Consider the following 26,584-nt stretch of genomic DNA (forward strand, 5'->3'; position numbering starts at 1 on the left):
GTGCTGAACAAGTGGCCAAGGTGTTCGTCAGTTACGCCGGCCCGGACCTGGCACTGGCCGCGGAGCTGCACGACTGGCTGGAAGCAGACGGCCACGAGGTCTTCCTCGACCGCGACCCGCGCAACGGCATCGCGGTCGGCGACGAGTGGGTCCGCCGCCTGCACGAGCGCCTGCGCTGGGCGAACGCGCTGCTCTGCGTGATCACGACGGACTACCTCGCCTCCTCGTGGTGCACCGCCGAGCTCAACACCGCCCGCCTGCTCGGCACGCGAATCCTGCCGGTGCGTCCCGGCATCGTCGTGCACCCGCTGCTCGACGACGTGCAGCACACCGACCTCACCGACCCGGCCACCGCGAGGGCGCGCGTCGCCAGAGCGCTGGCCGAGATCGACGCGGCAGGAGATCCGCACTGGCCGGACGGCCGCTCACCGTTCCCCGGCCTGGCGCCGCTCGACATCGACCGCCACCGAGTCTTCTTCGGCCGTGAACGCGAGGTCGCCGACCTCGTCGAGCTGGTCACGGAGAACCACGGCGGCACGCTCGTCGTCGGGCCGTCCGGCTGCGGCAAGTCGTCGCTCCTGAGGGCAGGCCTGGTTCCCGCGATGACCGGCCTCCCCGGCGTCAGCCCCGTCGTCGTGCCCGGTCACGACGCGATCCGCGTGCTCGCCCACCACGAAGCACAGCACCCGCTGGTGATGATCGACCAGCTCGAAGAGGTCCTCTGCCGGTCCGATGTGGACGAACGCGCGGCACTGGCCGCACGGCTTCGCGAGCTGAACGCCCGAACCGTCTGCACCATCCGCCCGGAACACCTCACGCGGCTGCTGTCCGACCCGCACCTCGGCGACCTCTGCAGACGCGTCTACCCGGTCGTGCCCCTGCGCGCGGAAGCCCTGCGGCAGATCATCGAGAAGCCGGCCGCGATCGCCGGCATCACCGTGGACGACCGCCTCACTGCCCGCATGGTCTCGGACACCGGTGACGGCACGGCACTGCCGCTGCTCGCCTACACCCTCGCCGAGCTCAGCGAAGGCGTCCGCCGCGGCGGCAGACTCTCGGCCGGACGCTACGACGCTCTCGGCGGGGTGCGCGGAGCCCTTCTCGAGCAAGCCAACGCCGCTCTGCACGCCACCATCGCGAGCGGCCACACCGAACGTGCCGTCCTCGCGGCGCTGCTGTCCCTCGTCACGGTCGACGAACACGGCCAACCCGTGCGCCGACACTCCCACTCGCTACCGGAGCACACCGAGTTCGTCGCCCGCCACCTGCTCACCACCGACACCGTGGCGGGCAACAACGTCGTCGGCGTCGCGCACGAGGCGTTCCTCACCGAGTGGCCGCCACTCGCCGAAGCGATCGTCGAGCACGCCGCCGCACTGCGCACCCGCCGCGCGGTCGAGCACGCCGCTGGTGAGTGGTCCACCGCGGGCCGGACGTCGTCACGGCTGTGGCAGGGCGCACACCTGCACGCGGCCCACGAGGACGTCACCGGTCGCATCGACCTCTCCCGGACCGCCGGCGACTTCCTCCGCGCGAGCCTGCGCCACGACCGCTTTCGCCGCACCCGCACGGTCGTCGTGCTGTCCGTCCTGCTCGTGCTCGCCCTCATCGCCGCCGCGGTCGCGTACAACCGCCAGCAGATCGCCGAGACCCGCCAAGCGGAAGCCGAGGCACGCCACCGCGTCGCTCTGGCCCAGCAACTCGTCACCAGAGCCGACGCGCTCGGCGACCACTACACGTCCGCCTCCTTGCGCCTCGCCGTCGTGGCCAGGCACGTGGACCCCGGCAACAGCACGGCGCTGTCCCGCCTCGCCCAGACCCTCACGGGCACCGGCTACCTGGGTGAGCTGCCCGACCAGACCGAGGCCGTCTACGCACGTCACTCCCCACTCCTCGCGACGACGGGCTTCGACGGCGCGATCACCGTCCGAGGTGAGACCAGCCACCGGCTCGCCGTCCCCGGAACCCACCTGCACACACCGGCCTTCTCCCCGGACGGCCGGTTGCTGGCCGCTGTCGCCGGCAACCGCGAGGTGCTCCTGTGGGACCTGACCGGCACGGCACCACGACAAGTGGGCCCCTCCTTGCCCGGCGACTACACCTTCAGCAGCGATCTGACGTTCACCCCGGACAGCGGAACCCTCGTGGCCGCGGGCGGCGGCACGGTTCAGCGCTGGGACACGACCGACCCCGCTCACCCCAAGGCCGCCGGACCCGACCTGCACAGAGCAGACAAGCACGACCAGGGCGTGGCGTACTCACCTGCCGGAAACACCGTGGTGATCGGAAGCAGCTTGTGGGACGCGTCGAACCGCCACCTGGGAGACCTTCCTGGTCAGCACGGACCGGTGCAGGCTGTCGCCTTCTCCGCAGACGGAAAAGTCCTCGCGGGTCTCTCTTACGGCACGGTGGTGCTGTTCGACGTGGCCGACCCGGACCATCCGCGGTTCCTGCGGCAGCTCCCGGACAACTCGGCGTTGATCTCCAGCCTCGCCTTCTCACCCCAGGGCCGCACACTCGCCGTCGGCAGCCAGTCCGGCAGCACCCTGTGGGATGTCAGCGACCCCGACGCTCCCCGCCCGCTCGACGAGCTCCCGCACAGGCACAGCGGCGAAGTCGCCACCGTCTCGTTCTCGCCGGACGGCCGCACCCTGGCCACGGCAGGAGGTCGTGCGGGCGCGTTGTGGGACCTCACCGGCCGTCTCCGTCCACGGCCTGCCGGTGTCCCCTTCGGAGGAGGCGTCGTCAGCCTCGATTTCAGCCCCGACGGCAAGGTGCTCGCGGTGGGTGGCGTGGACCGCGCCACCCTGTGGCAGCTCACCGACCCCGCCTCACCGCGCACGCTCGGCACCTCGTCGAGCGGCAGGTCGAACGAGGTCGCGTTCGCGGCCGACGGCCGCGCACTCGCGGTGGGCGACACCATCCAGGACGTCACGGATCCCGCCAACCCCAGACAGACCCGCAGGATGGAGGCTTCCCAGATCAAGTTCTCCGCGGACGGCAAGCTCCTCGCGACCACCTCGAAGGGCAGCGGCAACGTGACGCTGTGGGACGCCCGCGATCCCGAGTCGCGCATGACGGAGCTCTTCACCTACGGCGCGCAAGCAGTCACGTTCTCCCCGGACAGCCGCATGCTCGTGGTCTCGGGTCGCGGGGGCTCCGTCGACGTGATGGACATGCACTCACCGAGCGCTCCGATCAGGCTCGGCGGCCACGTCACCACAACCTCCCTCGGTACCTTCTCCGCGGACAGCCAGGTACTGCTGAGCGTGGGCGCCGGCGGCCACGCACTCGTGTGGGACATGAGGAACGCCAAGACCCCGTTGCGCCTCGGGCAGCCGATCCCGGACGTCGCCCAGGCGGCGTTCGCCCCACGAGGCCGCCTGCTCGCCACGGGCAGCGCCGACGGTACCGTCACGCTGTGGGACGTGTCCGATCCCGCCAGCCCTCGCCGGCTCGGCCAGCCCCTGCCGCGACGCTCGAACGGTCCGTTGTCGTTCAGCCCCGACGGCACGCTGCTCGCCACCGCGGACAGCCACGACGGCGTACAGCTGTGGGACTTCAGCGAGCTGAGAGCAGTGCTGGACGACCCCGTCCGCGCGGCGTGCGCGATCGTGGGCCAGGGCCTGTCCGAAGTGGACTGGGAGCAGATCGTCTCCGGCGTGCCCTACCGGGACACGTGCTCGTGAGTTTGGAAGGCGGCCAAACAGCATGCTTTCAGGTTGACCTGCTTGGAATGAGTGGAGCCAAACGGACGCCCGGTTCTACCGTCCCTGCATGCCTTTGCGGAGATCCACGGTGCGCGGCCGCGAGTTCGGTGACGCGATACGGGCGTTGCTGCGGGCGGCCGACCTGACCAACCGCGCCGCCGCCGACCTGTTGGGCTGGCAGGAAGCCAAGGTCTCCGAGCTGATCAACGGCAAGGAAGGTACGACCGAGCTGGAGCTCGCTCAGCTGCTCGGGTTGCTGCGGACGCCGCCCGCCGAGTTCGTCCACCTCATGGCGCTGCACCGCGAAACGCACATGCGCGACTGGGTCCAGCCGATCGGTTCCGGCTCGGACCGAGCACGGACGTTGCGCGAGCACGAGAAGATCGCTTCCACGATCACCGGCTGGTCGATGAACGTGGTGCACGGCCTCCTTCAGTCGCCCGCTTACACCTTCCACCTGGCGAACTCGGCCGTGGATCTGCCTGAAGACGTGCCCGACGTCGTGCACACCCGGTCCGGACGGCAGCAGGCGGTTCTCGACGGCAGTCGCACGATCACCGTCTTCATGCACGAGCAGGCACTTCGGCTTCCGGTCGGCGACGCGAGCGTCATGGCGGAGCAGCGCCATCACCTGCTGCGCCTCTCGGTGCGGCCCTACCTCACGATTCGGCTGATCCCCACCGCGCACGGCCCGCACGCCGGACTCGCGGGAGACTTCGACCTGCTCACCTTCAAGAAGATCCCACCGATCGTCTACCTGGAGAGCCACGGCGCCAACATCTTCCTCGAAGACCAGATCTCCGTCGCTCGCTACGAGAACGTCGTGACGTCACTCGGACGGACGGCGTTGGACGAGGCGCGATCGAGGAAGCTGATCACCGACATCATCGGTGAGGAGTCCGAGCATGACCAGGTGGCGCAAGAGTAGTTACAGCGCGAACGACGGCAACTGCGTCGAGGTGGGCCGTGGCGTCGGCATCCGGGACAGCAAGGCACCCGCCACGCACCTCCCGCTCACGGCGGACCAGTGGACGTGGCTGCTGAGCCAGGTCAGTCAGTCGTCGGAGTAGGGCGTCGACGTGGCCTCCGCTGCTCGCAGCGCCGCGTCGATGCCGCTCCAGAACTGGCGGAAGCCGTCTCCCTTGTCCGGGAGCTCGATGCAGATCTTGTGGATCTTGTGCAGCAGTTCCAGCTCTCCCGGCGTGAACAACAGGGTGAACTCCCACAGGTCCTTCTCCCTGTCCAGGGGAAAGGCGTGGGAACGTTGGCGGGCCATCATGAGGCGGATCAGCTTGAGGTCGATCCTCGTCTCCGGGTTGTCATCGCTGCGCGGCGGCCCTTTGTAGAGCTCGGCCAGCAGGACGTACCACTGGTCGTAGTCGTCGATCGTCAGTTCGACGCGGCACCGGACCTTTTCCCGGCACACTCGGCCCTCGAGCCTGCGTTGCCACCAGACGGGCGCGAACTCGGCGGCGGGCAGCCCGGGGTTCGCGGCGATTCGCTCCACAGCGCGGCGCAGGTTTCCGTCGCCGATGCCTTCGTGGTACTCGAACGCGGCCTCGCGCAGCATGAACTTGGTCGGGAGCAGGCCGCTGAAGTGCATCACCAGCGTCACCTGCTCCTTGTCGGACAACGTGCCCCACTCGCCGTACGCGCCGCCGCACGCGTCGGCGAGATCGCCCAGCAGGAACGCGAACGCCATGGCTTCGCGGCCCTCGAACTCCTCCCGCAACCACTCGAGGAACGCGGGATGGGAGTTGCTCATGGGCTTCCTTCCAGCGAGGGCACCGAGGCCGTGCGACAGCCTCATGTGCAGTCCGTCGTAGCGTTCCTGAGCCCTGCCGAACCCGAGCTTGACGCCCTTCTCGTACCAATAGAGGGCTTCTGCGGCGTTGCCGTGCTCTTCCTCCGCGATCCGACCCATGTGCATCGCGCCGAAACCGCTCCCGTTGTGCGCGGACAGCCAGTACCAGCGCTCGGCCGCCGTGATCTGGGCCGGAGACGCCCGAAAGGAGTCTTCGCACGCCAGCGAAGCGCGCGTCCTGCCTTCCTCGAAGAGCCCGAGTTTGGCCATGGCGTTGGCATGGCCGGCCGACGCGGCGAGCTTCAGCAGGTTCTCGATCTCGGGAAGCACGGCGGGGCCGCGCTCGGGCCAGTCCCATTCGAGCTGGAGCGCCTTGTCGTAGGCGTCCGCAGCGGCTTCGGGATCGAGTTCGACGTCCGGCAGTTCCTGAGCTGCCGGTGGTGGTTGCTCAGGTACAGGTGCGGGAAACGGCATCGCGGAAGCCCGGATGAAGAATCCGATCGGCACGTCCACCCAGCACCTCCCCAAGATCGAGCGTAGTGGCGGGAAGGGCGGCCGACAGGTGCCAGAACAAGGACAAGTCACCAATGGGCATCTGACCCCAGAGGCTCGCGCGGCACCCACGACGGCACGCCACCCTCCAGGTTCACGCCCTTCTCCACAAAAGCCAGGTTGTGGTACGCGTGCACGCCCGTGACGTGCCGCTCGAAGTACCCCGGTGCGAACCCAGGCCGTTCCTCGTGCTGCAGCCCTTCGACCAACGACTGCACCAGCCCGACCGACGTCGTGGGTCCGGCGGCCGGGTTGCCGCCGTAGCCGGGCCAGAAGCTCGTGTACAGGTCCTCGATCACGTACAGCCCACCGCTGCGCAGACGCGGGAACAGCGTCTCGAACGACGTGCGGACGTGGGAGTTCACGTGGCTGCCGTCGTCGATGATGATGTCGAACGGGCCGTACTGCTCGTCGATCGCGATCAGCGCGTCCGGCGAGCTCTGGTCGGCGACCACGGTGATCATGCGTTGTTCGTCGACGCCGGACTTGTCGTAGATGTCGGCGCCGATCACCAGGCCCCGGTGGAAGTAGCGCTTCCACACGCGCATGCCCTCGCCGCCCTGCGCGGGGTGGCCGTAGCCGCCGATACCGATCTCCAGCACGCGCACGGGCAGGTCGCGGTACGGGCGCAGGTGCTGTTCGTAGACGTCGGCGAACCAGTGCACGCCGCCCCACTTGTCGGTGAGGTGGGTGCGGGCCAGGTCGCCGAGGTCCGGGTGGTGCTGCGAGAGACCGGACATGACGGTTCCGTTGGCCTGCAAGCTCGACAGCACACTCATCGGATCGGGCAGCGCGGTGCCGCCGGCGTACGGAGGCAGGAACGTCGCGGCGAACGTGCCGGTGGCGCGGGGGCGGGACGGGCCGAAGATGAGGCGCACCAGGTCGTGCAGCTCGTACTCCAGCCGCATCGCGACGTCGTCGGTGGAACCCGGCGAGACGGTCACCGTTGAGCCCACGGTGAAGACGAACGTGGCGATAGCGCCGGAGTGGTGGACGTCCAGTGCCACAAGGCTTTCGGAGGCGTGGGGGCGGATCGAGGCGCGGAAGGCGATCTCGTTGGCCAGGACGAGAGCCACGGCGTCGAGGCCGAGCTCCTTGGTGATCTCGGTGAGCTGACGTTCGGAGCCGCCGGCCGCGAGGATCAGGCGTTCGAGGTGGTCGAGGTGCATCGGGCCTCAGCAATCAGGGAGAGGTTCGCGGGGACGAGCACGGCTTTCGGGACGACGCGCGGGGTCACGCCGGGTGCGCGGCGCAGCGTCCAGCGGGACAGGATTCCGGCGAGCGCGATGACGGCCTGGGTCATGCCGAAGACGTCGCCGATGCACTTGCGGGCGCCCGCGCCGAACGGGATGTAGGCCTGGCGCTGCACCGGGTTCAGCTCCAGGAACCGGTCCGGGTCGAAGCGGGCCGGGTCCGGGAAGACCTTCGGGTCGCGGTGCAGCACGAACGGGCTGACGGCGATCATGCTGCGCGCCGGGATGTGGTGGCCGCCCAGCGTGGTGTCGCAGGTGGTGCGGCGGCTGAAGAGCCATGCCGTCGGGTAGAGGCGCAGGACCTCGTTGATGACGCGGCGGGTGTACTCGGCGCGTTCCGACGTCGCGAGTTCGGTGCGCATGCGGTCTTCGACGTCGGGGTGGTCGCAGAGCAGGTTGAGGGTCCACGCGATGGTGGTCGCGGTGGTCTCCATACCGCTGACCAGCAGAACCATGATCTGTTCGTGGATCTCGGTGTCGCTGAGCCCGGCGGCGATCAACGCGGAGAGCACGTCGCCGTGGTCGGTGACGCCGCTGCGACGGTGCCGGGCGAGGATGTCCGCGGTCAGAGCGGCCAGGCGGGTCATGGCGTCGTCGAACCGGCGGTTGGCCGGGGTGGGGACGCGCGGCCACAGGCCGGTCGGGTCCATCATCCGCGCGAAGACGCCGTCGACGATGATCGGGATGCAGTGCCCGACCTCGTCGACCGCCGCGCCGCCGAGGTCCGACGAGAACAGGGTGCGGGCGGTGACGCGGCAGAAGAGGCCGTCCATCACGCGTTTGACGTCGAGGACGTCGCCGGGGTGCCACGAGTCGACGAGCGCGTCGACCTCTTCGCGCATGATGTCGGCGTAGCGCTCCAGGCGTGGCCGGGCGAACGCGGGTTGGACGAGCGGGCGCAGCGTGCGGTGGTGGGCGTAGTCGCAGGTGCCGATGCCGGAGCTGCCGAACAGCAGCCGGGCGCGGTCGTAGGCGAAGCCGCCCTTGTCGAACGTCGCGGAGTCGCGCAACACGTCGCCCGCGAGCTCGCCGTGGCAGGGCAGGAACACCCGCTGCGGGCCGAGCTTGAGTTCGAGCAGGTCGCCGTGTTCGTGGACGGACGCCAGGAAGTCGAGCGGGTTGCGGACGAGACGGTGGAGGTGGCCGGCCAGCGGGAGCGCGCCGGGAACCTTGCTCAGACGCATTTCCACCACCAGGAGACGGTCGGAACCGAAAGGGGAACGGCGGTGGACTGAGGCACGTCGACGCGGCGGAACAAATGAGACGTCTCGGGATCCAGATAACGCACGGCGGCCGTGGCGAGGTCGATGTTCCCGCTCACGATCCGGTCGATTCCCGCCACGTACCTGGACATTGTGTCGTCCGCGCCGTCCAGAATGCGTTTCCTTAGTTGCAGATACAGCGTCATGGCGCGATCTCGAAGTCCGATCGCAGTTGAGACCGCGTTCTCGAATGATGTCTCGGGGTGCTCCGCGCGGACGACGTCGAAAATGTTGTGCTTGCGGACCGAGAGCTTGCGTTCGCGGTTGTACGAGGTGCGGTCGTTGTCGAGGGCGGCGACGAGCATCGCGGACTCGGCGGCGGCGCGGACCGTGCGGCTCGCCCACTGCTGTTCGTCGAGCTCGATGCCCTCCACGGCGTCGATGTAGGACACGGCCGAGTAGCAGCCGACCGAGCCGATCCGCACGGCGAGGTAGTCGTTGAGCGTCGCCGGGCCGCCTTGCTCGCGGAGCCCGACCTCCCAGCCCATGCTGTAGAGCCACTGGCTCTGACCTGCGACGAACCGTTCCCACTGGACCGGCGTCAGTAGGTCGCGCAGGCGGGAGAAGACGTCGTCGAGGGCGACGTCCATGGGGTCGGTGGCCTGCGGGAACGAGCCGGGTGAGCGCATCAGGCGTTCCCAGCGGCCGAGGTGGACGATCAGCTCACCGGCGGCCAGGTCGGATCCGGCGACGTCGTTCGCGGCCCAGGCCCAGGCGTTGTAGTCGGACAGGGCCTGCGCGGTCGCTCCGGTGGCGTGCGGGGTGGCGTAGGCGCTGTAGGCGGCGCCGGTGAAGGCGAGCATGATCGTGCGCTGCGGGTCGCCGTCGGCCAGGTCGAACTTCCGCACCCAGGTGAGGGTGTTCTCGCGCAGGTCGTCGTGCTGCTCGCTGACCTCTTGGGGCAGTGGGCAGTAGAAGGTGAGCAGGTCAGGGTGCACGTCAGACGCTCCGGAACGCGAGGCGGGTGGCGAGGTCGATCAGCTCGGTGCGGCCGTGGGGTTGCATCGGCGCGTTGGTGAGCAACGCGATCGCGGCACTCGTCTGGTCGGCGATCAGCTGCTCGGTCTCGGCGCGCGCACCGGTGTCGGTGATGACGTCGCGCAGTGCGGCGGCCTCGTCGTCGGTGAGCTGCGGGTCGCCGAGGTGGGTGCGGAGCAGGTGCGTCTGCCGGTCGTCGGCGCCGCGCAGGGCCAGGGCGACGAGGACCGTGCGCTTGCCGTTGCGCAGGTCGTCGCCGTTGGGTTTGCCGGTCTCGCATGGGCTGCCGTAGACGCCGAGGAGGTCGTCGCGCAGCTGGAACGCCGATCCGAGCAGCTCACCGGCCTGCTGGTAGACCTCCAGCAGCTCGGGCGACGCACCCGCGAGGATGCCGCCGACCTGCAAGGGGCGCACGACGGTGTACCGCGAGGTCTTGAGCAGGTTGACCCGGTGGGCGTGCGCGAGCCTCGCCTCCTCCAGGCCCGGCGGGCTGACGTCGAGGTACTGCCCGGCCATCAGCTCGGTGCGCATGGTGGCGATCGTGGGCAGCGCCGCGGTGAGGTTCCGCTCCGGCAAGCCGCTGGTCCGCAGCATCTCGTCAGACCACGCCCAGCACATGTCACCTGCGATGATGGCCGCAGGGACGCCGACTGCCCTGTGCACGGCCGGCCGGCCGCGGCGGGTGTCGCTGGCGTCCATGATGTCGTCGTGGATGAGTGCCGCGGTGTGGAAGAGCTCGAACGACGCGGCGGCCGCGGCGAGCTCGTCCGGAGGTGACGTGCTCAGCGCTCCCTGCCAGCCCAGCAGGCACAACAACGGCCTGAGGCGCTTTCCGCCGGAGAACACGAATGCCCGCAGTTCGGTCATCAGACGATCAAGGTGCTCGTCGCCGGGCAGCTCGTCCGATTTGGCTGCGAAGAACCTTTCGAGCGCCCTGTCCACCTGGGCGCGAAAATCGTGTGTTGTTCGTACCGGTGCTGCCAGGGATGTCATTGACGCCGTCCTTCCGGAGAAGGCCCGGACATTAGCGAGTCATTCCGCGGCAACTCCGAATCAAGACGCTTTCCATGGCCGAAGGGCAACAAACCGAGCCGTGCTCGTGACAGGTCGCCGTCCTTTATCCACCATTGCCCGATGCGAGTTCTGATCAGCACCTGGGCCTGGCGTTCTCACTACTACCCGCTCGTGCCGTTCGTGTGGGCGCTGCTGGCGGCGGGGCACGAGGTAAGGGTGGCGTGCCAGCCGTCGCTCGTGCCCGCGGTCGCCGCGACCGGTGTTCCCGTTGTGCCTGTCGGCGAGGATCTCGACCTGGCAAAGGTCTACGCGGAGATGGCCGCGGCGGGCGAGATCTCCCACGACACGGAGTCCACCAAGATCACTCCGGGCAACATCATCGTCCGCTACGCCGAGGCGGTCGTGGACGACCTGGTGGCGTTCGGGCGGTCGTGGCGGCCGGACGTGGTGGTGCACGAGCCGTTCAACCTGGCCGCGATGGCGGCGGCGCAGATCCTGTGCGTGCCGGTGGTGAAACACCTGTGGGCGGCGGACTTCACCGCGATCTACGGCCTCGATCCCGCGGTGGCGTCGCGGTTCGGCCTCTCGGCCCTGCGGACGGACTCGGACCTGGTGCTCGACCCGTGTCCGGCGGCGATGCAGCTGCCGGGTGACGCGTCGCCGCGGGCGTTGATGCGGTTCGTGCCCTACAACGGTGACGCGGTGCTGCCCGAATGGCTGCGGACGCCGGGATCTCGGCCGTTGGTGTGCGTCACGTGGGGCACGTTGATGGCGGAGCTGGGCTCCGATCTGTTCCTGGCTCCTCAGGTCGCGGAAGCGTTGGGAGAGCTGGACGTCGACGTCGTGGTGACCACTGATCCGGCGTCGCACCCGAGATTCGGCCCGCTGCCGCCGAACGTGTTCTTGGCTTCGCCGCAGCTCGCGTTGCACCTGGTGTTGCCGTCGTGTGCCGCGGTGGTGCACATGGGCGGTGCAGGCACGACGATGACGGCGATGGCCGCCGGGGTGCCTCAGCTCGTGCTGCCGCAGGTGGGTGACCAGCAGTTCAACGCGGCGCAGCTCGCCAAGACCGGGGCCGGGCTCATCGGCGACGTCGAGGGCGTCGCGGGGCAGGTGTCGTCGTTGCTGTCCGACCCGTCGTTCGCGGAGGCGGCCGCGGACCTGGCGCGGGAGAACGCGTCGAGGCCTTCTCCCGCGCAGATCGTCGCCGAGCTGATGACGCTGCTCTAGTTGACGCCGACGTCGCTCCACGCCGACCGGACGGTGGCCGCGACGTCGGCCCCGAACAGCGTCTGAGCGCTCGCCGTCGTCGCCGCGGCGGCCTCGGCGAAGTTCGAGTTCACGCCGAGTTTCGTGGCCAGCGCGTCGTACCAGACCTTGCCCGCCCTGTCCCAGGCGTTGCCGCCGAGGCGCGTCGCGGCGAGGTAGAAGGCCTTGTTGGGGATGCCGGAGTTGATGTGCACGCCGCCGTTGTCGTTGCGGGGGTTGCCGTCGTCGGGCAGGTCGGCGTAGTCGCGCATGTGGGCGGGCTGGCGGTCGAGCTGGTGGGCCTTGCCGGGGTCCTTCATCGACCGCAGCGCGACGCCCTGCAACTGGGTGCCGAGGATGCCCGCGCCGATGAGCCAGTCGGCCTGGTCGGCGGACTGGCCGAGCGCGTGCTGCTTGACCAGCGAGCCGAACACGTCCGCCCACGACTCGTTGAGCGCGCCGGACTGCTTGCGGTAGCGCAGACCCGCCGTGTACTGCACGACGCCGTGCGTGATCTCGTGGCCCACCACGGAGATGTCGCGGGACAGCGCGCCGGGCTGGAAGACCTTGCCGCTGCCGTCGCCGTAGACCATCTGGGTGCCGTCCCAGAAGGCGTTGTCGAAGCCGCGTCCGAAGTGGACGGAGCTGACGAGTTTGAGCCCGTTGCCGTCGACGCTGTGCCGTCCGAGGACGTCGCGGTAGAAGTCGTAGGTCTTGTCGGCGTTGTCGAAGGCGTCGTTGACGGACGGGTCGCTGTTGGCGCCGTCGCCCTCCTTGCGGCGCAGGACGCCGGGCAGGTTGCGCTCGTCGCCGCCTTGGACGTCGTGCACGGCTTTGAACTCCGCGCTGGGCCCTCGGAGCTGGCCGGCGTTCAGGCCGAGGAACTGGACGGCCTCGGTGAGCGTGTCGCGCTGGGTGCGCAGGGCGGCCGAGGCGAGCAGGGTCGGGATGGTGTCGCGGACGTCGATGTTGCCGGCGTCGGCGAGCTCGATGAGCAGGTGTGCGGGCAGGATGAAGCAGACCATGTGCGTTTCCCCCTCTTTCCCCTTGTACCAGGGGAGGAGGCGCCGCATCGCCGTCAAATACAGGGCGTTCCACTAACCGGCCCACTGCGTGACGACCTCCGTGCCGTCGTGCGCCGTCACCCGGATGCGCACCAGTCCCGGCGGCACCTCGGTGGCGGTGAACCAGCCGTCGTCGATGGGCACGTGGCGGCGTGACCGCGGCGTCTCCACGACCGCCTCGCCCTCCGCGCCCGTGACGAACCCGCGGATGGTCGTGTCGCTGATCTCCAGGCTCACGGTGACGCGCTCGGACTCGAAGGCGAGTGTCGTCGGCCCGTCTTGTCCACGGACGAGTGATTCCTGTTCGGTGAGCTCGGCCAGTTCGGCGTCGAGGGTCCTGAGGGCGAGCGCGGCACTCGCGTCCCTGAGCACGCCGGCCGGGACCGGGTCGAACTCGTCGGCCGCGGCGCGCAGGACGTCGAGGAAGTCGTCGTCGTTCATGACCGCTCCCGAAGCAGCTCGTTGCCTCCGACCAGCACTTTCAGCTTGCCGAGGCACCGCTGCCTGATCGGCCCGATGCTGCCGACCGGCATGTCCAGGGCGAGCGCGGCATCGGCGTAGGCGGGTGGCGGCGAGGCCATCAGCACGCGCAGCAGCCGCCGACACCGGTCCGGCAGCTGGTCGAAGACGTGCCAGAGCGCGGCGTTGCGTTCGCCTTCGAGCAGCTCGTGGTCGACGGCCGGCGCCGGGTCGGGGGAGTCGTCGATCTCCTCAGCGGGCTCCGGCAGCCGCCCTGACCTGCGGATGAGCTGCAGACACTCGTGCCGCGCCGTGGTCGAGAGCCAGCCCGCGAGCCGTTCGGGCTCGGCGATGCGGTCGAGGTGCTCGACCAGCTTGATCCAGGTGCACTGCACGGCGTCGGCCGCGTCGGCGTCGCTCAGCCGGTAAGCGCGGGCGATCGACCACAGCAGCCCGCTGAACTGCCTGACCAGGGCGTCCCACGCGGACTGGTCACCACGCGCGGCCGCGGCCACCAGCGCTGGGATGTCCATGTGGACATGATGCCGCGCGGCCCTGCCCAGATGCGGGTTCGCCACCACCCGGTTGTCTGATTTCCGACGAACACGGTCTTGTTTGGCGTAATGCGCGTCACAAACGAGCGTCTCGGGTGCATGCTGAAGTCCAGCAGCTCGACCCGAGGACTGATGAACATGACGAGTGCGACCGCGTCCTCCCACCACGACTGGGAGTCTGACCTGGAGCATTACCGAACCCGCGCCGTGCACGTGCTCGACACGCACCTGCCCGCCGCGACCGGCTGCACCGAGTGCGGCGACCCGTGGCCCTGCGCCCGCGCGTGCACGGCCGAGCTGGTGCTCGAGCTCTGATCCTTCAGTCCGTGTCGGTGGCCGCGAGCACGGTGAGTCGTGTCCGGTCCGGCGACAACGCGATGACGGCGAGGTCCCAGTCCACGCCCTCGAACCAGCAGGTCTCGGGGTCGAACCGATACCAGTGCCACTCGTTCACGCGGGCTTCGACGTCCGCGGCCTCCGCGTTCTCCAACCCGACGAGCCCGGCGAGCGACCGCCAGGCAGCCAGCCTGCCGTAAGCGCCGTACGTGCCCGCGTTGCAGGCGCCTCCCAGTGACGAGGCGGCGAACAGCTCGCGCCACACCTCGGCCGGTGTCGCCTCGGCCACCCAGAACGTCTTCTTCTCGCCGTCCGTGCACTGCAGCTTCAGGCCGAGCAGCACGTTCGGGAGCAGCTCCGCGGGCACGGGCTCGTCGAACTCGAAGCCCCTCGCCTCGATGGTGCCGTTGGAACCCTTGGTCCAGCCGTCGACCGCGGCCGTCGTGTGATCGAGGCACGCGGTCTCCCGAGCGGCCGGGATCTGTGCTCCGGCGATGACCGTCCAGCCGCACTGCCGACCCCTCGGCCGGGTGAACCGGGCGTGGCCGTCGTCGTCGTACTCCGGCAGATCGACATGTTCTTCCAGCTCAGAGCGAGTCAGCGGAAGCCAGGCCAGCGGGTGGTCGCCGAGCGGGCGGCCAGGCGTTCCCCTGAGCACGAGCTCGTGCACGAGGCACGCCCGTTCCTCGGTGGACCGCGCCGCGGACAGGTCGGCGCCGCGCGAGGCGAGCATCGAAGCGGTGTGCCGGTGATCAACCACGCGCGGAGCCTACGAGTTCACTCGATCGAGGAACGCGCTGACGCCGTTGAGCATCCGCTCGACCTGCTCGTCCAGCGTGATCGACTCCTTGAACCGCGACCCAGGTCCAGCGCTCTTCTTCCCGCGCATGTACAGCGAACACTGCAGGTCAGCGCACACGTAGACGCCGACCGAGTTGCCCAGCTGCCCGGACTTCCCGGCCTTGCGCGCGGTCATCAACGACACCCCGTCACCAGGATGCGTGGTCAGGCACCACGCGCACATCGTCTTGCGCGCCCGCCCCGCCTGCGCCGCCCTGCGCAGCGCGATCCCGACGAGCCGTCCGTCCAGCTCGACCACCAGGTACGCGCGATCAGGCGCGGCCGGGTCGCGCCAGCCGAGGAAGTCGAGGTCGTCCCACTGCCGTTCGGCAAGATCCTTGGGGACGTGCATGCGCTTCGCCTCGCCCTTGGTGGAATTGACGAAGGACGTGCGGATGTCGTGTTCGTTGAGCGGCTTCACGTCCCAGGACGCTAGGCTTCCTAGAGGTCCTAGGCAAATAATTAAGGACCCTAGGAAGGGTGACGGATGGCACGCGCGGGGCTCACCGCTGAACGCCTCACGCAGGCGGCCGCGGAACTGGCGGACGAGGTCGGCTTCGAGAACGTGACCGTGTCCGCGCTCGCCCGGCGCTTCGGCGTTAAGGACGCGTCGCTCTACTCGCACATCCGCAACGCCCACGACCTGCGCGTGCGGCTCGCGGTGCTGGCACTGGCCGAGCTGGCGGACCGGGTGTCCTCGGAGCTGGCCGGCCGCTCCGGCAAGGACGCGCTGGTGGCGTTCGCGAACGCCTACCGCTCCTACGCGCACGAGCACCCCGGCCGGTACGCGGCGACGCAGATGGCGCTCGACCCCGATACGGCGGCGTTGAGCGCGGCCGGCAAGCACGCCGAGATGACGCGGGCGGTGCTGCGCGGCTACGACCTGTGGGAGCCCGACCAGACCGACGCGGTGAGGCTGCTGCACAGCACGTTCCACGGGTACGTGTCGCTGGAGCGCGCGGGTGCGTTCCACAGCCATCCGCGCGGGGTCGAGGCGTCGTGGACCCGTGCGCTCGACGCACTCGACTCACTTCTGCGCTCATGGCCCAGTTGATGCGCTAACCTCGTGACCATGATCGACAGAATCGAGTCCTGCGTCCGCGCATGAGCGGATCTCTCTTCGACCACGCCGTGGCACTGCACCGCCAGTTCCCGGACGGCCCTCTGCCTCTCGACGGGTCTCCGTATCCGGATGAGGCCCGCTTCCAGGGTTTCCGGGCACGTCACCATCGCGACCAGGACCGACGCGCCGAGGGCGCCGATGTCGCCACCGTGCTCGACGCGTACTTCGCCACCGACACCGGTTCAGCCGAGCAGCTCGCGGAGACCTTGGCCCGCCTGGACGTCCCGATCCGCGCCAACGACCACATCCGGGCAGCCGCCTTGCGCGCCGGACGTGCCCGCGTCCGACGAACCGGACAGTGGCTCGTGCGGAAGGCGCACGACCGCAACGCCGCTGTCGTCGGGCTGGCTCTGCTCGAGACCGGCCACGACGACCGTGACACGCCACTGATCCGGACCATCGGGTTGCTGTCCAACCTCTTCGCCCCGCTCGCCGCCGACGCGCTGCTGCGACGGCAGAGCGGTGTCGAAGCGTTGCTGTGGCTCGGTGACCGGACCTCCGGATGGGGCCGCGTCTACGTCGTCGAAGCGCTGTGCAAGTCGAGCCGCGCTCGTCCGTGGCTGCTCCGGCACGCCTGCGACGGCGACATCCTCAACGGCTACTTCGCCGGCAACGTCGCCACCGCGGCTCACCTGCACGCGGCCATCGCCTTCGACGACGCCGACGAGGAACTCGTCGACCACACCGGAAGGCTGCTGCACGTGATGACGTGGTGCCGTGGCATGGGCACGACCCTGGAGGGCTATCCGGCGGCCGCGCCCGTTGTCGAGGCATACGCCCGCCACGTCTCACGGCTGCCCGCCACCGAGGCACGGCTGCGCACCAGGTCCGCGCTGGCCGAGCACCTGCGTGCCGTTCCGCTGACCGGTCTGGACACTGCGGCGACGCTCGGCGCACTGCTTGGATGAGCCCCATGCGCGCCCTGCTGCTCTCCGTGCTGCTGACCGTGTCGTTCGCGTTGCCCGCCCAGGCCACCAGCGGGTTCGTGGTGCTGCGCGACGTCGAGCCGACGATCCTGCACGACATCCGCTACTACACGGCCCACAACTTCGTGGGCGAACGCATCGACGGCTACAAGCAGCCGCTCTGCATCCTGACCAGGCAGGCGGCGCTGGCGTTGCGGAAGGTTCAGCGCGAGATGCTCGCGCAGGGCTACTCGCTCAAGGTCTACGACTGCTACCGGCCGCAGCGCGCGGTCGACCACTTCGTGCGGTGGGCCAAGGATCTCGCGGACCAGCGGATGAAGGCCGAGTTCTACCCGCAGGTCGACAAGACGCGGTTGTTCGAGGACGGCTACATCGCGGAGAAGTCCGGGCACAGCCGCGGGTCGACGCTGGACCTGACGATCGTGAAGCTGCCCGCCCGGTACCAGCGGCCGTACGTGCCGGGGGAGAAGCTGGTGAACTGCTTCGCGCCGAACCGCTTCCCGGACAACACGGTCGAGATGGGCACCGGGTACGACTGCTTCGACACGCTCTCGCACACCGACGACCCGCGGATCACCGGGAAGGCGCGGGAGAACCGGCAGCTGTTGAAGTCGGCGATGGTCGGGGCCGGGTTCCGGAACCTGCCCGAGGAGTGGTGGCACTTCACGCTCAACGGCGAGCCCTACCCGGACACCTACTTCGACTTCCCGGTGTCCCGCCGCTGAAAGAAGGTCTGCCCACATGGGCAGGCCTTCGCGTGCGAACCTGGTAGTTCCCGCAGCCTGGTCCAGGAAGGACAAGGCCGATGGCGCTACGTGACGTCGAGTCCTCCCGCACACCGCACAGAACCCGGCCGCCGCTGGCAGGAAGCGCTCGGGTCACCGGTCTCGCCGCGCTGCAGCGTTCGGCGGGCAACCAGGCGGTGGCGAGGGCGTTGACCGTCCAGCGGCGGGCGCTCACACCTCCGGAGACGACGGCCGCCATCGCCGCCGATCGCGGCCTGTTCGACAGCCTCACGGTGCGGGTGCTGCAGACGATCACCGGTGTGCCCACGGCGGGTCACGACGGGGTGATCGGCCCGGTCACCGTGCGGGCGATCTCGGACCGGCAGACGGCCAGGGGACTGGGGGACAACGGCATCGTCGACCTGGCGACGATGGACCGCCTGGTGCCGGAGACCCTCGCCAATGGCCGCCCTGAGCACGGCATCCAGCTGGTGCTCGACTTCTTCAACCTCGCCACCCGCGCCGACGTCCTGACAGTCCGGCACAGCGCGGGGGCGTCGACCTTCGACGGTCTCCGGATGGTCGGTCCGATCCCGGTGCCGGTGTTCACGCCCGGAGCCACCGCCTTCGAGTCGGGTGGGCTGCGGGTCGTCACGGTCGGCGACGCGGCTTTCACCAGCGCGACCACGTTGCGCGACGCGATCCAGCGCGAACTTGCCCGTCCTGCTCCCGCCGCCGGACCGGCCGCCGCCACGCCCACCCGGCTCACCGCGGCGCAGGCGACCACCGGGCTCGCCTTCACCCGTGCGAGATACGCCGACGAACGCTCGGTGCGCGCGATCCAGGGCCTGGTCGGCGCACCGGTGACCGGGGCGTGGGACGTCGCGACCATCCAGTTCGTCGCGGAAGCGCAGAACACCGCCGGCCTCGCCGTCGACGGCAAGATCGGCCCGATCACGACCGAGAACTTCTACACACGGCTCATCGCCGCCGGCAGCCCCAACGCCGCGCTGCGGTTGCTGGTCGACTTCTTCGACCTGACCGACGACGGAAACCTGCTCACCGTGTTCTTCGACCCGACGGTGACAGCGCTCGCGTCCACCGACTTCCGGCCCAGCGAACCGGTGCGGGTGCGGATCGGCCCCAACGCGCTGACGCTGCCGTTCTCCGGCGCGGTGCACAACATCGCCCACGAACTGGAGCACGTGCGCCGCCTGCGCGAGGGCATCACCACCGCGGCGACGCACGAGTTCCTCGGCGAGGCGCTGGAGGTCCTCAGCATCGGCCTGCCGGAGGAACCGCTCGACCCGGTCAACCCCACCCACGACGCCTTCATCGACGACGCGACCCGGTGCCTCGACAACTTCCTGTTGATGCCGGTCGCGGACAGGCGGCGGTTCCGCGCCAGGTTCATCGCCGTACGCCGCAAGGTCTTCCAGCGCATCGATGCCGGCACGGCCGCGCAACGCGTCGCGCACGCCGGGCTCCGGGCCCGCTACGCGGCTGTGGTGCTGCCGTGACCGCGCTGGTCCTCCGGCTCGCCGTCGCGGAGAACGATCGTGTCCGGGTCACGCTGGTCAACACGGGTGCGTCCTCGGTCGTCGTCGCCGGGCGGCTGGCCATCGGGTACGCCGACAGCACCGATCGGGAGATCTACGCCGAGTTGCGCGACCCGCTCACCGGCGACGTCGTGGGAGGACAGGCCAGGCTGTACCACCGCGCGCCCCATTCGGCTGACGACCTCCGAACACTGTTGCCGGGGCGGGAGATCGAGAGCGTCTTCCGCCTGGACGAGTGGTACACCCGGCCCGCCGGCGAACTCGAGTTGCGCGTCGTCTACGACCCCGCGGCCGTGGCGGCCCGGTTTCCGCAGGTCGAGAACGTCGCGGTCGTCTCGGATCCGGTCCGCCTCGCCTTCCCCCGCGCCGGCACCGGTTAGCACGCGGCCCAGAGAGGCGACAGCACCCGCGCGTAGTCGGCGAGGCTGTCGATGTCGTCCGCGAACTCCGGATGCTCCGGCCCGATGATCCACCTCGGCGTTGCCGGAGTGCGTCCGGCCAGTCGTGCCGACAGCTCCTCGAACGCCTCCGCGTTGTGGCCGCGAGGTCTCCACAGCAGGCATGGTCCGGGAACGCTGGTGGAGACGCGTTGTCCCAGCGCCGTCACGATGATCTCGGGAGCGCCCAGCCCGTTGCCGAGCAGGCACAGCGACGCGCCGGTCGACAACGCGAGCTGCGCGAAGGTCTCGCGGATCGACGGTGACCTCAGGAACAGCTTGCTCTGCGTGCTGGTCGCCGGGGTGAACCCGAACCTCCAATGGTCCGGCAGGACCGGGTGGGTGTCGCTGATGTCGAGGTAGATGTAGCCGATCACGACTCGGTCGCCGTCGGTCCGCTCCTCCCGCAGCGTCTCGTCCGCGGGGAAGCGGAGGGCCAGGTCGAAGGTGCTGCCTGACCGGTCAGGCAGCTGCACCGTCTTGCCGCTGGTGAAGCCGTGGGTGCACGGCAGGGTCACCGAGGTGCCGTTGGGCAGGGCGAGGCTGGTCCACCGTGACTCCGTCGGGTCACACAGCTCCGCGACCGCGGTCAGGAAGCCGTGGGCATCTTTTGGTGCACGTAGAGGTCGTAGTCGAAGTCGATGCCCATGTGTCCCCCTCAGGCCGTGCGACCAATTCTCCATGGTCCACAACCGGGATATCTGACCGCCGATAATGTTCACTTATCGGAGGTCAGACTTTTCGTTCCCAATTGGGTAGCGTTACGTTTGATAACGTAACCGCACACGTAATTCTGCTACGATATCGCCGTGGAGACGAGCTGCAACTTCCCCGGCTGTGAGCGCCCCGTTTTTCGAGGTGGCGGGCCGGGCAGGCCTTCGGAGTACTGCGACCTGCCCGAGCACACGCGCTGGCGGGCGTGGAGGGAGCGGCAGCGGCTGGCGGAGACCCCCGAGCAAAACTTGGAGGTCGTCACCGTGACGAATCTCCCGAGGGTCTCCGGTACCGCCAAGATCAGGGCCGAAGAGCTCCTCGACCGGTTCCGGGTGCTGTCCGAGCAGATGACGCAGACGCTGGGACGGGCTGTCGGCGAGCTCAACGCGATGGCGGATCCGAGCGTCGCGGAGAGCCTGGTGCAGGCCGCCGAGGCGGAGGCTGCCCGCCGGGTCGCGGAGGCACAGTCCGAGGTGGCGGTCGCTGAGCGGCGCCGGCATGACGCGGAGCAGGCCCGCAAGGCTGCCGAGGAGACGACCGAGCAGGCTGTGCGGGCGGCGGAGGAAGCTGACGACGCGGCGGACACGGCGTTGACCGAGCGGGACGAGGCTCGCGAGGCCGCGCGGGCTGCCGCCGAACGGGCTGAGGCGGAGATCGCTGAGGTGCGGGTGCAGGCGGCGGCGGTGATCGAGGAGATCCGGGCCGAGGCTGACGCGAAGGTGCGGGAGGCGGTGGAGGCCGCGGAACAGGCGCGGGCCGACGCGGTGAAGCACGCCGAGCAGGCGCGCAGGCAGGCGGCGAAGGAGATCGAGCAGGCCCGCGCGGAGGCTGCCGCTGACGCCGCGGCCGAGGTTGAACGGGCTCGCGCCGAAGCGGCGGCCCAGGTCGAACACGCGCGCGTCGACGCCCAGACACGGGTTGATCAGGCCGAGGTCAGCGTGGCGCGTGCACAGAACGAGGCCTCAGCCGCCGTGCAGGCCGCTGACCAGGCACGTTCCGACGCTGCCGACACCATCAGCCGAGCGGCGAAGGCCCGCGATGTGGCTGTGGTGCGGGCCGAACGCGCCGAGCAGTCCGCCGCCGACGCCCGTGCGGAGCTGGAGCGCACCCGCGCGGAGTTCGACGTGCGGCTCGCGCAGGTCACCGACCAGGTCACGACCGTCAAGCAGGCCATGGCTGTGGTGGAGGACGCGCGCGCTCAGACGTTGACCAGGGCTGAGCGGGCCGAACGTCAGCTGGACGAGGCCGCCGAGGAGCTGCGGGCGGCGCGGCGGGCGAAGACCTCGTCCTGAGAGGCGGCCATCTCGCGCAGGGCTGACTGGCGTTCGCGGTGGGTGAGCCGGTCGAGGTAGAGCCTGCCGTGCAGGTGGTCGGTCTCGTGCTGCAGGCAGCGCGCGAAGTAGCCGCGGCCCTCGACGACGATAGGGGTGCCGTCCTTGTCCTGGCCGCGCACGACGGCGCGGTCGGGGCCGGGCCACCAGGCGGTACGGGCCCGGCACGGACAGGCAGCCCTCCGGTTCCAGCAGGAGTTTCCGCTGGTCAGCGGGGATGTCGTCGAGCACAGGGTTGAGGATGTGGCCGGTGTGGCGGGTGCCCCACTCGTCGCTCATGTCCCACACGAACAGCTGCAGGTCGACACCGACCTGGTTCGCGGCGATCGCGGCGCCCTCGGCCACGTGGTTGGCGGCGAACATGTCGTCGATCAACGCGGTGAGCTCCGGCGTGCCGAACGACGTGGCCGCGCGGCAGCGGCGGGTCAGGATCTCTTCGCCTACGACGGTGATGCGGCGGGGTGTGCCAGACGAGGACATGCTTTGCAAAGTAGCAGCCTTTGCAAAGCTACGAGTAGGGTGTCGCACATGCCCCGACGCCCGCTTCCGGACCACCCCGTGCGCCTCGCGTTGCTGGACCTGCTGGCCGAGCACAGCACGTTGACCTCGACCCAGGCGGCCGCACGACTGGGGCTGAGCTCGGGGTTGTGCTCGTTTCACCTGCGGCAGCTCGCTGAACTGGGCCTGATCGAGGAAGCTCCGCACCAGGGCGGCAAGGCGCGTCCGTGGCAGCTGCTCTGGGAGACCGAGGTCGAGGCGGAACCCGAGGACGAGTTCAGCGCGCTCATTCACGTCACCCCCGACGAACTCGCTGAGATCGGCGCGTCGATCCGCCGTCTGCTCTTCCGCTATCGCGACCGGGGCACCCGCCCGGCGGACGCGGTGGCGGTCACGGCGGAGATCCGGCTGCGCACCGGCGACCCAGTAGGCTGATCCGCGATGGACGAGCTGAAAGGCGACTGCGCCAACTGTTTCGGGTTGTGCTGCGTCGCGCTGCCGTTCGCCAGGTCGGCGGACTTCGCGGCCACCAAGGACGCCGGGACTCCGTGCCGCAACCTGCTGGCCGATCACCGGTGCGGGATCCACGACTCGTTGCGGCAGAAGGGTTATCCCGGCTGCACGGTGTACGACTGCTTCGGTGCCGGGCAGCGGGTGTCGCAGACGGTGTTCCGCGGCAACGACTGGCGCACCGGTGAGCGGCAGAAGATGTTCGCGGTGTTCCCCGTGGTGCGGCAGCTGCACGAGCTGCTCTGGTACCTCGCGGAGGCCCGCCGGCTCGACCCGCACCAGGACCTCGACGACGCCTTCGCTGAGGTGGAACGGCACACGGTCGCGGAACCGGACGCCATCCTGGCGCTCGACGTGGCCGAGATCCGGGCGAAGGTGAACGTGCTGCTGCTGCGGACGAGCGAGCGGCTGCGATCGAGCGCGAAGTCCTACCGGGGCGCGGACCTGATCGGCGCGCGGCTGCGGAACAAGAACCTGACCAGCGCGGACTTCCGCGGTGCGTATCTGATCGGCGCGGACCTGACGAACGCCGACCTGTCGCACGCGGACATGATCGGCGCCGACCTGCGCGGCGCCGAGTTGTCGGGTGCGGACCTGAGCACGTGCCTGTTCCTGACGCAGCCGCAGGTCAACGCGGCGCGCGGGAACGCCAGGACGAAGCTGCCGGGGACGTTGACGCGCCCGTCGCACTGGAACACCCCCACCGGCAAACGCCGCTGAGCGAGTGTCAGGGCGCTGTCAGCGCCGATTGCCAGAGTGCCGATCATGAAGAAGGCACTTCTGATCATCACGGCCGCGCTGGCCGGCCTGCTCGCGCCCGGTGTCGCGCACGCGGAAACGCCTCCCGGCTGCGCGTCGGCCCAGCAGATCGGCGCGACCGCCTACGTGAAGTTCGCCGACGACACCACGGCCGCGTCGGTCAAGCAGTTCGCGGGCTGCGGCAAGAACTGGGGTTACGTGTTCGTGTGGGAGCAGTTCGCCTCCAGGCACGACCTCTTCCACGTCACCACCGCCGTCACGACCGACGACAACGTCAACCACGGCAAGGTGATCGGCCGCCTCGACCAGCGCGAGGTGTGGTCCAAGCCCGCCTCGACGGTCAACCGCTGCACGCGCGCGCTCGGCGTGGTGTCGCTGGGTGAGGACGGCTGGAGCGCGTACTCGAGCCGCCGTTGCTGATCGCTCGATCGGGTTGACCAGCGGTTTCGGTTTGACTGAAATTTCAGTCAGGGTTACCGTGGGGTGCATGAACAGGCGTACCTTCGTGCAGTCGGCGACCGCCGCCATCAGCGGTCTGCTCGCCGGCTGCACCGACGAACCGAGCGGCACCACCGCCGGCCAGGCCAAGACGTGGCTGATGCCCGAGGAGGGCGAGCCGCACCAGCGGACGTGGATGGCGTTCGCGGCCAGCGAGCGGATCTGGGGCCGTGACCTGCCGCGCGTGCGCCGGGACCTGGGGACGATCGCGACCACGATCGCCCGGTTCGAGCCGGTGTCGATGCTGGTGCGCGAGCAGGACCTGGAGCAGGCGAAGCAGCTGGTCGGGCCCGGTGTGGAGCTGGTGCCCGCGGAGCTCGACGACCTGTGGATGCGCGACACCGGCCCGGTGTTCGTGCGTGAACGCGGTGCGGTCGACTTCAACTTCAACGGGTGGGGCGACAAGCAGGAGCATCGCCGGGACGCGAAGGTCGCGGGGTTCGTGGCCGGGCGGGCCGGGGCCGAGCGGGTGCGCACGGATCTGGTGCTGGAGGGTGGCGCGCTGGAGGTCGACGGCGAGGGCACGGCGATCATCACCGAGAGCTGCGTGCTCAACAGCAACCGCAACCGGGGCTGGAAGAAGCCGGACGTCGAGCAGGAACTCGCACATCTGCTGGGCATCAAGAAGGTGATCTGGCTGCCGGGCATCGCCGGGCGCGACATCACCGACGGGCACACGGACTTCTACGCGCGCTTCGCCGGTCCCGGTGTGGTGGTGGCGGGGCTGGACAACGATCCCGAGTCGTACGACTACGACGTCACGCGGCGGCACCTGGAGATCCTCAAGCAGGCCACCGACGCGCAAGGACGAGCGCTGCGGGTCGAGGTGATGGAGGGGCCGTCGAAGGTGCGGTCGAACAGCGAGGACTTCGCCGCCGGGTACATCAACTTCTACGTGTGCAACGGCGCGGTGATCGGTCCGCAGTTCGGTGACGGGCAGGCCGACGCCGCGGCGAAGGCGACGATGGAGCGGCTGTTCCCAGGACGTACGGTGGTGCAGATCGACATCGACGGCATCGCGGCGGGTGGTGGTGGCATCCACTGCACCACGCAACAGGAACCGAAGTGAGGGCGCTGGTTTGTCGGAGCGCAGGACGCAGATGCTGGAGGCCGCGGTCCGGGTGATCGCGCAGGACGGGGTGCGCGGCCTGCGGGTGGAGAAGCTCGCCGCCGAGGCCGGGGTGTCGACGGCGTTGATCTACTACCACTTCAAGGACCGGGCGGGGATCCTGCGGGCGGCGTTGGAGCACGTCAACCACCGTGCGCGCCTCTACACCGAGCCGGCGGAAGGTGATCCGCGCACGCAGCTGCGAGAGATGCTGCTGGGCGAGTTGCAGGACTCGCCGCAGGTGCGGGAGACGAGCGTGGCGTGGGGTGAGCTGCGGGCCAGCGCGGTGTTCCACGAGGAGCTGCGCGAACCGCTCGCCGAAGCCACCTCGGCGTGGCGTGACGACGTCGCGGCCCTGGTCGGCGAGATCGACCCGGAGCTGGACGCGGACGCGGTGGCCGAGCGGCTCACCGCGCTCGTCGAGGGGCTCAGCGTGCGCTGGCACAGCGGCACGCTCTCGCTGGGGCGTGCCCGCGAGCTGCTGGAAGGCGCGCTGACCTTCTAGACGGACAGGCGTTGCTGGGCGACGGCGCGGGCGAAGCCTTCGACGTTGTCGATCATGATGTTGTGGCCGGCGTGCGGGACGGGGACGACCTGGACGCCGGCCGCGGTCAGTTCGCGGGCGCCGGAGGGCGGGGCGTCCTCGGGGTGCAGGAAGACGCGCGGGATCTCCAGTTCCAGCAACAGCTTCCGCATCGTCGGGTGCGTGCCGCGGACGAGGTCGACGGCGCTGCGGTAGAGGGCTTCGCGGCCGGCCATGCGCATGGTGGCGGCCCAGTGCGGGCCGACGTCGCGCAGCACGCGGTCGAAGCCGTGCGAGAGGAAGTCGGCCTCACCGTAGGCGGCGATGCCCCGGCTGCCGGGTGCGCCGAGAGCGGGCGTGGCGGGGTCGACGTGCGGGTCGACGAGCACGAGTGAGCGCACCATCTCGGGGTGGCGGGCGGCGAGCACGATGGCGACGGCGCCGCCCATGCTGTGGCCGATGATCTCGCTGCGCCGCAGCCCGATCTTGGCCAGCGCCACCGCGAGCGCGTCGGCGTGGCCTTCGAGGGAGTAGGCGAACCCGGTGGGGCGGTCGCTGATGCCGAAGCCGAGCATGTCCATCATCAGGCTGCGGCGGCCGGCGAGCAGCGGGTGCGCGACGGCTTCGGCGTAGTAGGGCGCCGACGACGCGCCGAGGCCGTGCAGGTACACGCGCGCCGGTGTGGCACCCGGAACCTCGACCCAGCGAATCCGGACCCCAGGTCTGATCTCGACGGCGCGCATTTCTCTCCCCGCGTGAATCGGTTTCCGGACCCTACCCCGCGTCCCCTGCCGGAGAG

Annotated in this window: 29 protein-coding genes and 1 pseudogene; 16 read left to right on the plus strand and 14 right to left on the minus strand. The window is 69.7% G+C overall.

What is annotated here, in order from left to right; translation table 11 throughout:
* Nucleotides 1–11 precede the first annotated feature (11 nt).
* The 3 genes from AB0M24_RS03980 (at nt 12) to AB0M24_RS03990 (ending at nt 4,780) form a co-directional block, all read left to right on the plus strand.
* Entirely contained in the window at nt 12–3,689 is a 3,678-nt protein-coding gene (locus AB0M24_RS03980; protein ID WP_363760695.1) for a TIR domain-containing protein, read from the plus strand.
* An 88-nt stretch (nt 3,690–3,777) separates the two neighbouring features.
* Complete coding sequence (locus AB0M24_RS03985) at nt 3,778–4,638, plus strand: Scr1 family TA system antitoxin-like transcriptional regulator (RefSeq protein ID WP_363760698.1); 861 nt, start codon at nt 3,778–3,780, stop codon at nt 4,636–4,638.
* Entirely contained in the window at nt 4,616–4,780 is a 165-nt protein-coding gene (locus AB0M24_RS03990) for a DUF397 domain-containing protein (RefSeq protein ID WP_363760701.1), read from the plus strand. The genes AB0M24_RS03985 and AB0M24_RS03990 overlap by 23 nt, the downstream gene beginning before the upstream one ends.
* On the opposite strand, the gene AB0M24_RS03995 is transcribed toward AB0M24_RS03990, so the two are convergent.
* From AB0M24_RS03995 to AB0M24_RS04015, 5 genes are all read right to left on the minus strand, one after another.
* Nucleotides 4,765–6,027 (minus strand): hypothetical protein, encoded by a 1,263-nt coding sequence (locus AB0M24_RS03995; RefSeq protein WP_363760703.1) that lies wholly within the window; start codon nt 6,025–6,027, stop codon nt 4,765–4,767. The genes AB0M24_RS03990 and AB0M24_RS03995 overlap by 16 nt on opposite strands.
* A gap of 68 nt (nt 6,028–6,095) precedes the next feature.
* Nucleotides 6,096–7,235 carry a class I SAM-dependent methyltransferase gene (locus AB0M24_RS04000; RefSeq protein ID WP_363760706.1) on the minus strand — a complete coding sequence of 380 codons (1,140 nt, stop codon included), beginning with the start codon at nt 7,233–7,235 and terminating at the stop codon, nt 6,096–6,098.
* Nucleotides 7,208–8,503 carry a cytochrome P450 gene (locus AB0M24_RS04005; RefSeq protein ID WP_363760709.1) on the minus strand — a complete coding sequence of 432 codons (1,296 nt, stop codon included), beginning with the start codon at nt 8,501–8,503 and terminating at the stop codon, nt 7,208–7,210. The genes AB0M24_RS04000 and AB0M24_RS04005 overlap by 28 nt, the downstream gene beginning before the upstream one ends.
* Nucleotides 8,494–9,519, minus strand: coding sequence for a hypothetical protein (locus tag AB0M24_RS04010; RefSeq protein ID WP_363760712.1), 1,026 nt, complete (start codon nt 9,517–9,519; stop codon nt 8,494–8,496). Before AB0M24_RS04010 ends, AB0M24_RS04005 begins: the two co-directional genes overlap by 10 nt.
* 1 nt (nt 9,520) lies before the next feature.
* Nucleotides 9,521–10,426, minus strand: a complete 906-nt coding sequence (locus AB0M24_RS04015) for a polyprenyl synthetase family protein (protein ID WP_363760715.1) — start codon at nt 10,424–10,426, stop codon at nt 9,521–9,523.
* Nucleotides 10,427–10,693: 267 nt separating this feature from the next.
* Between AB0M24_RS04015 and AB0M24_RS04020 the strand changes: the two genes are divergently transcribed.
* Nucleotides 10,694–11,803 (plus strand): nucleotide disphospho-sugar-binding domain-containing protein, encoded by a 1,110-nt coding sequence (locus AB0M24_RS04020; protein WP_363760718.1) that lies wholly within the window; start codon nt 10,694–10,696, stop codon nt 11,801–11,803.
* On the opposite strand, the gene AB0M24_RS04025 is transcribed toward AB0M24_RS04020, so the two are convergent.
* The 3 genes from AB0M24_RS04025 to AB0M24_RS04035 all read right to left on the minus strand — a co-directional run bounded on the left by AB0M24_RS04025 (nt 11,800) and on the right by AB0M24_RS04035 (nt 13,877).
* Nucleotides 11,800–12,846: a M4 family metallopeptidase gene (locus tag AB0M24_RS04025; RefSeq protein WP_363760721.1), complete on the minus strand. Its 1,047-nt coding sequence runs from the start codon at nt 12,844–12,846 to the stop codon at nt 11,800–11,802. The two genes, AB0M24_RS04020 and AB0M24_RS04025, sit on opposite strands and share 4 nt — an antisense overlap.
* A gap of 72 nt (nt 12,847–12,918) precedes the next feature.
* Nucleotides 12,919–13,326 carry a hypothetical protein gene (locus AB0M24_RS04030; protein WP_363760724.1) on the minus strand — a complete coding sequence of 136 codons (408 nt, stop codon included), beginning with the start codon at nt 13,324–13,326 and terminating at the stop codon, nt 12,919–12,921.
* Complete coding sequence (locus tag AB0M24_RS04035; RefSeq protein ID WP_363760727.1) at nt 13,323–13,877, minus strand: sigma-70 family RNA polymerase sigma factor; 555 nt, start codon at nt 13,875–13,877, stop codon at nt 13,323–13,325. The genes AB0M24_RS04030 and AB0M24_RS04035 overlap by 4 nt, the downstream gene beginning before the upstream one ends.
* A 159-nt stretch (nt 13,878–14,036) precedes the next feature.
* Between AB0M24_RS04035 and AB0M24_RS04040 the strand changes: the two genes are divergently transcribed.
* Nucleotides 14,037–14,213: a hypothetical protein gene (locus AB0M24_RS04040; RefSeq protein ID WP_363760730.1), complete on the plus strand. Its 177-nt coding sequence runs from the start codon at nt 14,037–14,039 to the stop codon at nt 14,211–14,213.
* Nucleotides 14,214–14,217: 4 nt separating this feature from the next.
* On the opposite strand, the gene AB0M24_RS04045 is transcribed toward AB0M24_RS04040, so the two are convergent.
* Together AB0M24_RS04045 and AB0M24_RS04050 are read right to left on the minus strand one after the other, a co-directional pair.
* Complete coding sequence (locus tag AB0M24_RS04045; protein WP_363760733.1) at nt 14,218–14,994, minus strand: DUF6183 family protein; 777 nt, start codon at nt 14,992–14,994, stop codon at nt 14,218–14,220.
* A 9-nt stretch (nt 14,995–15,003) separates the two neighbouring features.
* On the minus strand, nt 15,004–15,495 hold the full coding sequence (locus tag AB0M24_RS04050; protein ID WP_363760736.1) for an FBP domain-containing protein: 492 nt from the start codon (nt 15,493–15,495) through the stop codon (nt 15,004–15,006).
* Between the two features lie 66 nt (nt 15,496–15,561).
* Between AB0M24_RS04050 and AB0M24_RS04055 the strand changes: the two genes are divergently transcribed.
* From AB0M24_RS04055 to AB0M24_RS04075, 5 genes are all read left to right on the plus strand, one after another.
* Complete coding sequence (locus AB0M24_RS04055; protein WP_363760739.1) at nt 15,562–16,128, plus strand: WHG domain-containing protein; 567 nt, start codon at nt 15,562–15,564, stop codon at nt 16,126–16,128.
* 50 nt (nt 16,129–16,178) lie between these two features.
* Complete coding sequence (locus AB0M24_RS04060; RefSeq protein WP_363760742.1) at nt 16,179–17,105, plus strand: hypothetical protein; 927 nt, start codon at nt 16,179–16,181, stop codon at nt 17,103–17,105.
* Between the two features lie 5 nt (nt 17,106–17,110).
* Nucleotides 17,111–17,848 carry a M15 family metallopeptidase gene (locus tag AB0M24_RS04065; protein ID WP_363760745.1) on the plus strand — a complete coding sequence of 246 codons (738 nt, stop codon included), beginning with the start codon at nt 17,111–17,113 and terminating at the stop codon, nt 17,846–17,848.
* 80 nt (nt 17,849–17,928) lie between these two features.
* Complete coding sequence (locus AB0M24_RS04070) at nt 17,929–19,368, plus strand: peptidoglycan-binding domain-containing protein (protein ID WP_363760747.1); 1,440 nt, start codon at nt 17,929–17,931, stop codon at nt 19,366–19,368.
* Nucleotides 19,365–19,787, plus strand: a complete 423-nt coding sequence (locus AB0M24_RS04075) for a hypothetical protein (RefSeq protein WP_363760750.1) — start codon at nt 19,365–19,367, stop codon at nt 19,785–19,787. The genes AB0M24_RS04070 and AB0M24_RS04075 overlap by 4 nt, the downstream gene beginning before the upstream one ends.
* On the opposite strand, the gene AB0M24_RS04080 is transcribed toward AB0M24_RS04075, so the two are convergent.
* Nucleotides 19,784–20,362 (minus strand): hypothetical protein, encoded by a 579-nt coding sequence (locus AB0M24_RS04080; protein WP_363760753.1) that lies wholly within the window; start codon nt 20,360–20,362, stop codon nt 19,784–19,786. The genes AB0M24_RS04075 and AB0M24_RS04080 overlap by 4 nt on opposite strands.
* 291 nt (nt 20,363–20,653) lie before the next feature.
* Here AB0M24_RS04080 and AB0M24_RS04085 point away from each other — a divergent pair, with 291 nt between their 5' ends.
* Nucleotides 20,654–21,850 carry a hypothetical protein gene (locus AB0M24_RS04085; protein ID WP_363760756.1) on the plus strand — a complete coding sequence of 399 codons (1,197 nt, stop codon included), beginning with the start codon at nt 20,654–20,656 and terminating at the stop codon, nt 21,848–21,850.
* Here the strand turns inward: AB0M24_RS04085 and AB0M24_RS04090 are convergent.
* Both AB0M24_RS04090 and AB0M24_RS04095 read right to left on the minus strand, forming a co-directional pair.
* Nucleotides 21,790–22,011, minus strand: coding sequence for a peptide deformylase (locus tag AB0M24_RS04090; RefSeq protein ID WP_363760759.1), 222 nt, complete (start codon nt 22,009–22,011; stop codon nt 21,790–21,792). The genes AB0M24_RS04085 and AB0M24_RS04090 overlap by 61 nt on opposite strands.
* 73 nt (nt 22,012–22,084) lie before the next feature.
* Nucleotides 22,085–22,369 (minus strand): annotated as a pseudogene (locus tag AB0M24_RS04095) (peptide deformylase); the annotation flags it as partial.
* Nucleotides 22,370–22,417: 48 nt separating this feature from the next.
* Here AB0M24_RS04095 and AB0M24_RS04100 point away from each other — a divergent pair.
* The 5 genes from AB0M24_RS04100 (at nt 22,418) to AB0M24_RS04120 (ending at nt 25,767) form a co-directional block, all read left to right on the plus strand.
* Nucleotides 22,418–22,822 (plus strand): helix-turn-helix domain-containing protein, encoded by a 405-nt coding sequence (locus tag AB0M24_RS04100; RefSeq protein ID WP_363760762.1) that lies wholly within the window; start codon nt 22,418–22,420, stop codon nt 22,820–22,822.
* A 6-nt stretch (nt 22,823–22,828) separates the two neighbouring features.
* A complete protein-coding gene (locus AB0M24_RS04105) occupies nt 22,829–23,617 on the plus strand; it encodes a pentapeptide repeat-containing protein (RefSeq protein WP_363760765.1) in 789 nt (262 codons plus the stop codon).
* 45 nt (nt 23,618–23,662) lie between these two features.
* Nucleotides 23,663–24,076, plus strand: a complete 414-nt coding sequence (locus AB0M24_RS04110) for a hypothetical protein (protein ID WP_363760768.1) — start codon at nt 23,663–23,665, stop codon at nt 24,074–24,076.
* A 67-nt stretch (nt 24,077–24,143) separates the two neighbouring features.
* Nucleotides 24,144–25,223 (plus strand): agmatine deiminase family protein, encoded by a 1,080-nt coding sequence (locus AB0M24_RS04115; RefSeq protein WP_363760771.1) that lies wholly within the window; start codon nt 24,144–24,146, stop codon nt 25,221–25,223.
* 10 nt (nt 25,224–25,233) lie between these two features.
* Nucleotides 25,234–25,767: a TetR/AcrR family transcriptional regulator gene (locus tag AB0M24_RS04120; RefSeq protein WP_363760774.1), complete on the plus strand. Its 534-nt coding sequence runs from the start codon at nt 25,234–25,236 to the stop codon at nt 25,765–25,767.
* Here AB0M24_RS04120 and AB0M24_RS04125 read toward each other — a convergent pair.
* A complete protein-coding gene (locus AB0M24_RS04125; protein ID WP_363760777.1) occupies nt 25,764–26,528 on the minus strand; it encodes an alpha/beta hydrolase in 765 nt (254 codons plus the stop codon). The two genes, AB0M24_RS04120 and AB0M24_RS04125, sit on opposite strands and share 4 nt — an antisense overlap.
* Nucleotides 26,529–26,584 lie beyond the last annotated feature (56 nt).

The organism is Lentzea sp. NPDC051838 (assembly GCF_040681245.1).
Classification (GTDB): Bacteria; Actinomycetota; Actinomycetes; order Mycobacteriales; family Pseudonocardiaceae; genus Lentzea.

Excerpts from the sequence above, each read along its gene's own strand:
- AB0M24_RS03985 (WP_363760698.1), top strand. The coding sequence starts at position 3,778 with ATGCCTTTGCGGAGATCCACGGTGCGCGGCCGCGAGTTCGGTGACGCG.
- AB0M24_RS03990 (WP_363760701.1), top strand. The coding sequence starts at position 4,616 with ATGACCAGGTGGCGCAAGAGTAGTTACAGCGCGAACGACGGCAACTGC.
- AB0M24_RS04000 (WP_363760706.1), bottom strand. The coding sequence starts at position 7,235 with ATGCACCTCGACCACCTCGAACGCCTGATCCTCGCGGCCGGCGGCTCC.
- AB0M24_RS04005 (WP_363760709.1), bottom strand. The coding sequence starts at position 8,503 with ATGCGTCTGAGCAAGGTTCCCGGCGCGCTCCCGCTGGCCGGCCACCTC.
- AB0M24_RS04015 (WP_363760715.1), bottom strand. The coding sequence starts at position 10,426 with ATGACCGAACTGCGGGCATTCGTGTTCTCCGGCGGAAAGCGCCTCAGG.
- AB0M24_RS04020 (WP_363760718.1), top strand. The coding sequence starts at position 10,694 with ATGCGAGTTCTGATCAGCACCTGGGCCTGGCGTTCTCACTACTACCCG.
- AB0M24_RS04025 (WP_363760721.1), bottom strand. The coding sequence starts at position 12,846 with ATGGTCTGCTTCATCCTGCCCGCACACCTGCTCATCGAGCTCGCCGAC.
- AB0M24_RS04030 (WP_363760724.1), bottom strand. The coding sequence starts at position 13,326 with ATGAACGACGACGACTTCCTCGACGTCCTGCGCGCCGCGGCCGACGAG.
- AB0M24_RS04035 (WP_363760727.1), bottom strand. The coding sequence starts at position 13,877 with ATGGACATCCCAGCGCTGGTGGCCGCGGCCGCGCGTGGTGACCAGTCC.
- AB0M24_RS04040 (WP_363760730.1), top strand. The coding sequence starts at position 14,037 with ATGACGAGTGCGACCGCGTCCTCCCACCACGACTGGGAGTCTGACCTG.
- AB0M24_RS04055 (WP_363760739.1), top strand. The coding sequence starts at position 15,562 with ATGGCACGCGCGGGGCTCACCGCTGAACGCCTCACGCAGGCGGCCGCG.
- AB0M24_RS04060 (WP_363760742.1), top strand. The coding sequence starts at position 16,179 with ATGAGCGGATCTCTCTTCGACCACGCCGTGGCACTGCACCGCCAGTTC.
- AB0M24_RS04065 (WP_363760745.1), top strand. The coding sequence starts at position 17,111 with ATGCGCGCCCTGCTGCTCTCCGTGCTGCTGACCGTGTCGTTCGCGTTG.
- AB0M24_RS04070 (WP_363760747.1), top strand. The coding sequence starts at position 17,929 with ATGGCGCTACGTGACGTCGAGTCCTCCCGCACACCGCACAGAACCCGG.
- AB0M24_RS04100 (WP_363760762.1), top strand. The coding sequence starts at position 22,418 with ATGCCCCGACGCCCGCTTCCGGACCACCCCGTGCGCCTCGCGTTGCTG.
- AB0M24_RS04105 (WP_363760765.1), top strand. The coding sequence starts at position 22,829 with ATGGACGAGCTGAAAGGCGACTGCGCCAACTGTTTCGGGTTGTGCTGC.
- AB0M24_RS04110 (WP_363760768.1), top strand. The coding sequence starts at position 23,663 with ATGAAGAAGGCACTTCTGATCATCACGGCCGCGCTGGCCGGCCTGCTC.
- AB0M24_RS04115 (WP_363760771.1), top strand. The coding sequence starts at position 24,144 with ATGAACAGGCGTACCTTCGTGCAGTCGGCGACCGCCGCCATCAGCGGT.
- AB0M24_RS04125 (WP_363760777.1), bottom strand. The coding sequence starts at position 26,528 with ATGCGCGCCGTCGAGATCAGACCTGGGGTCCGGATTCGCTGGGTCGAG.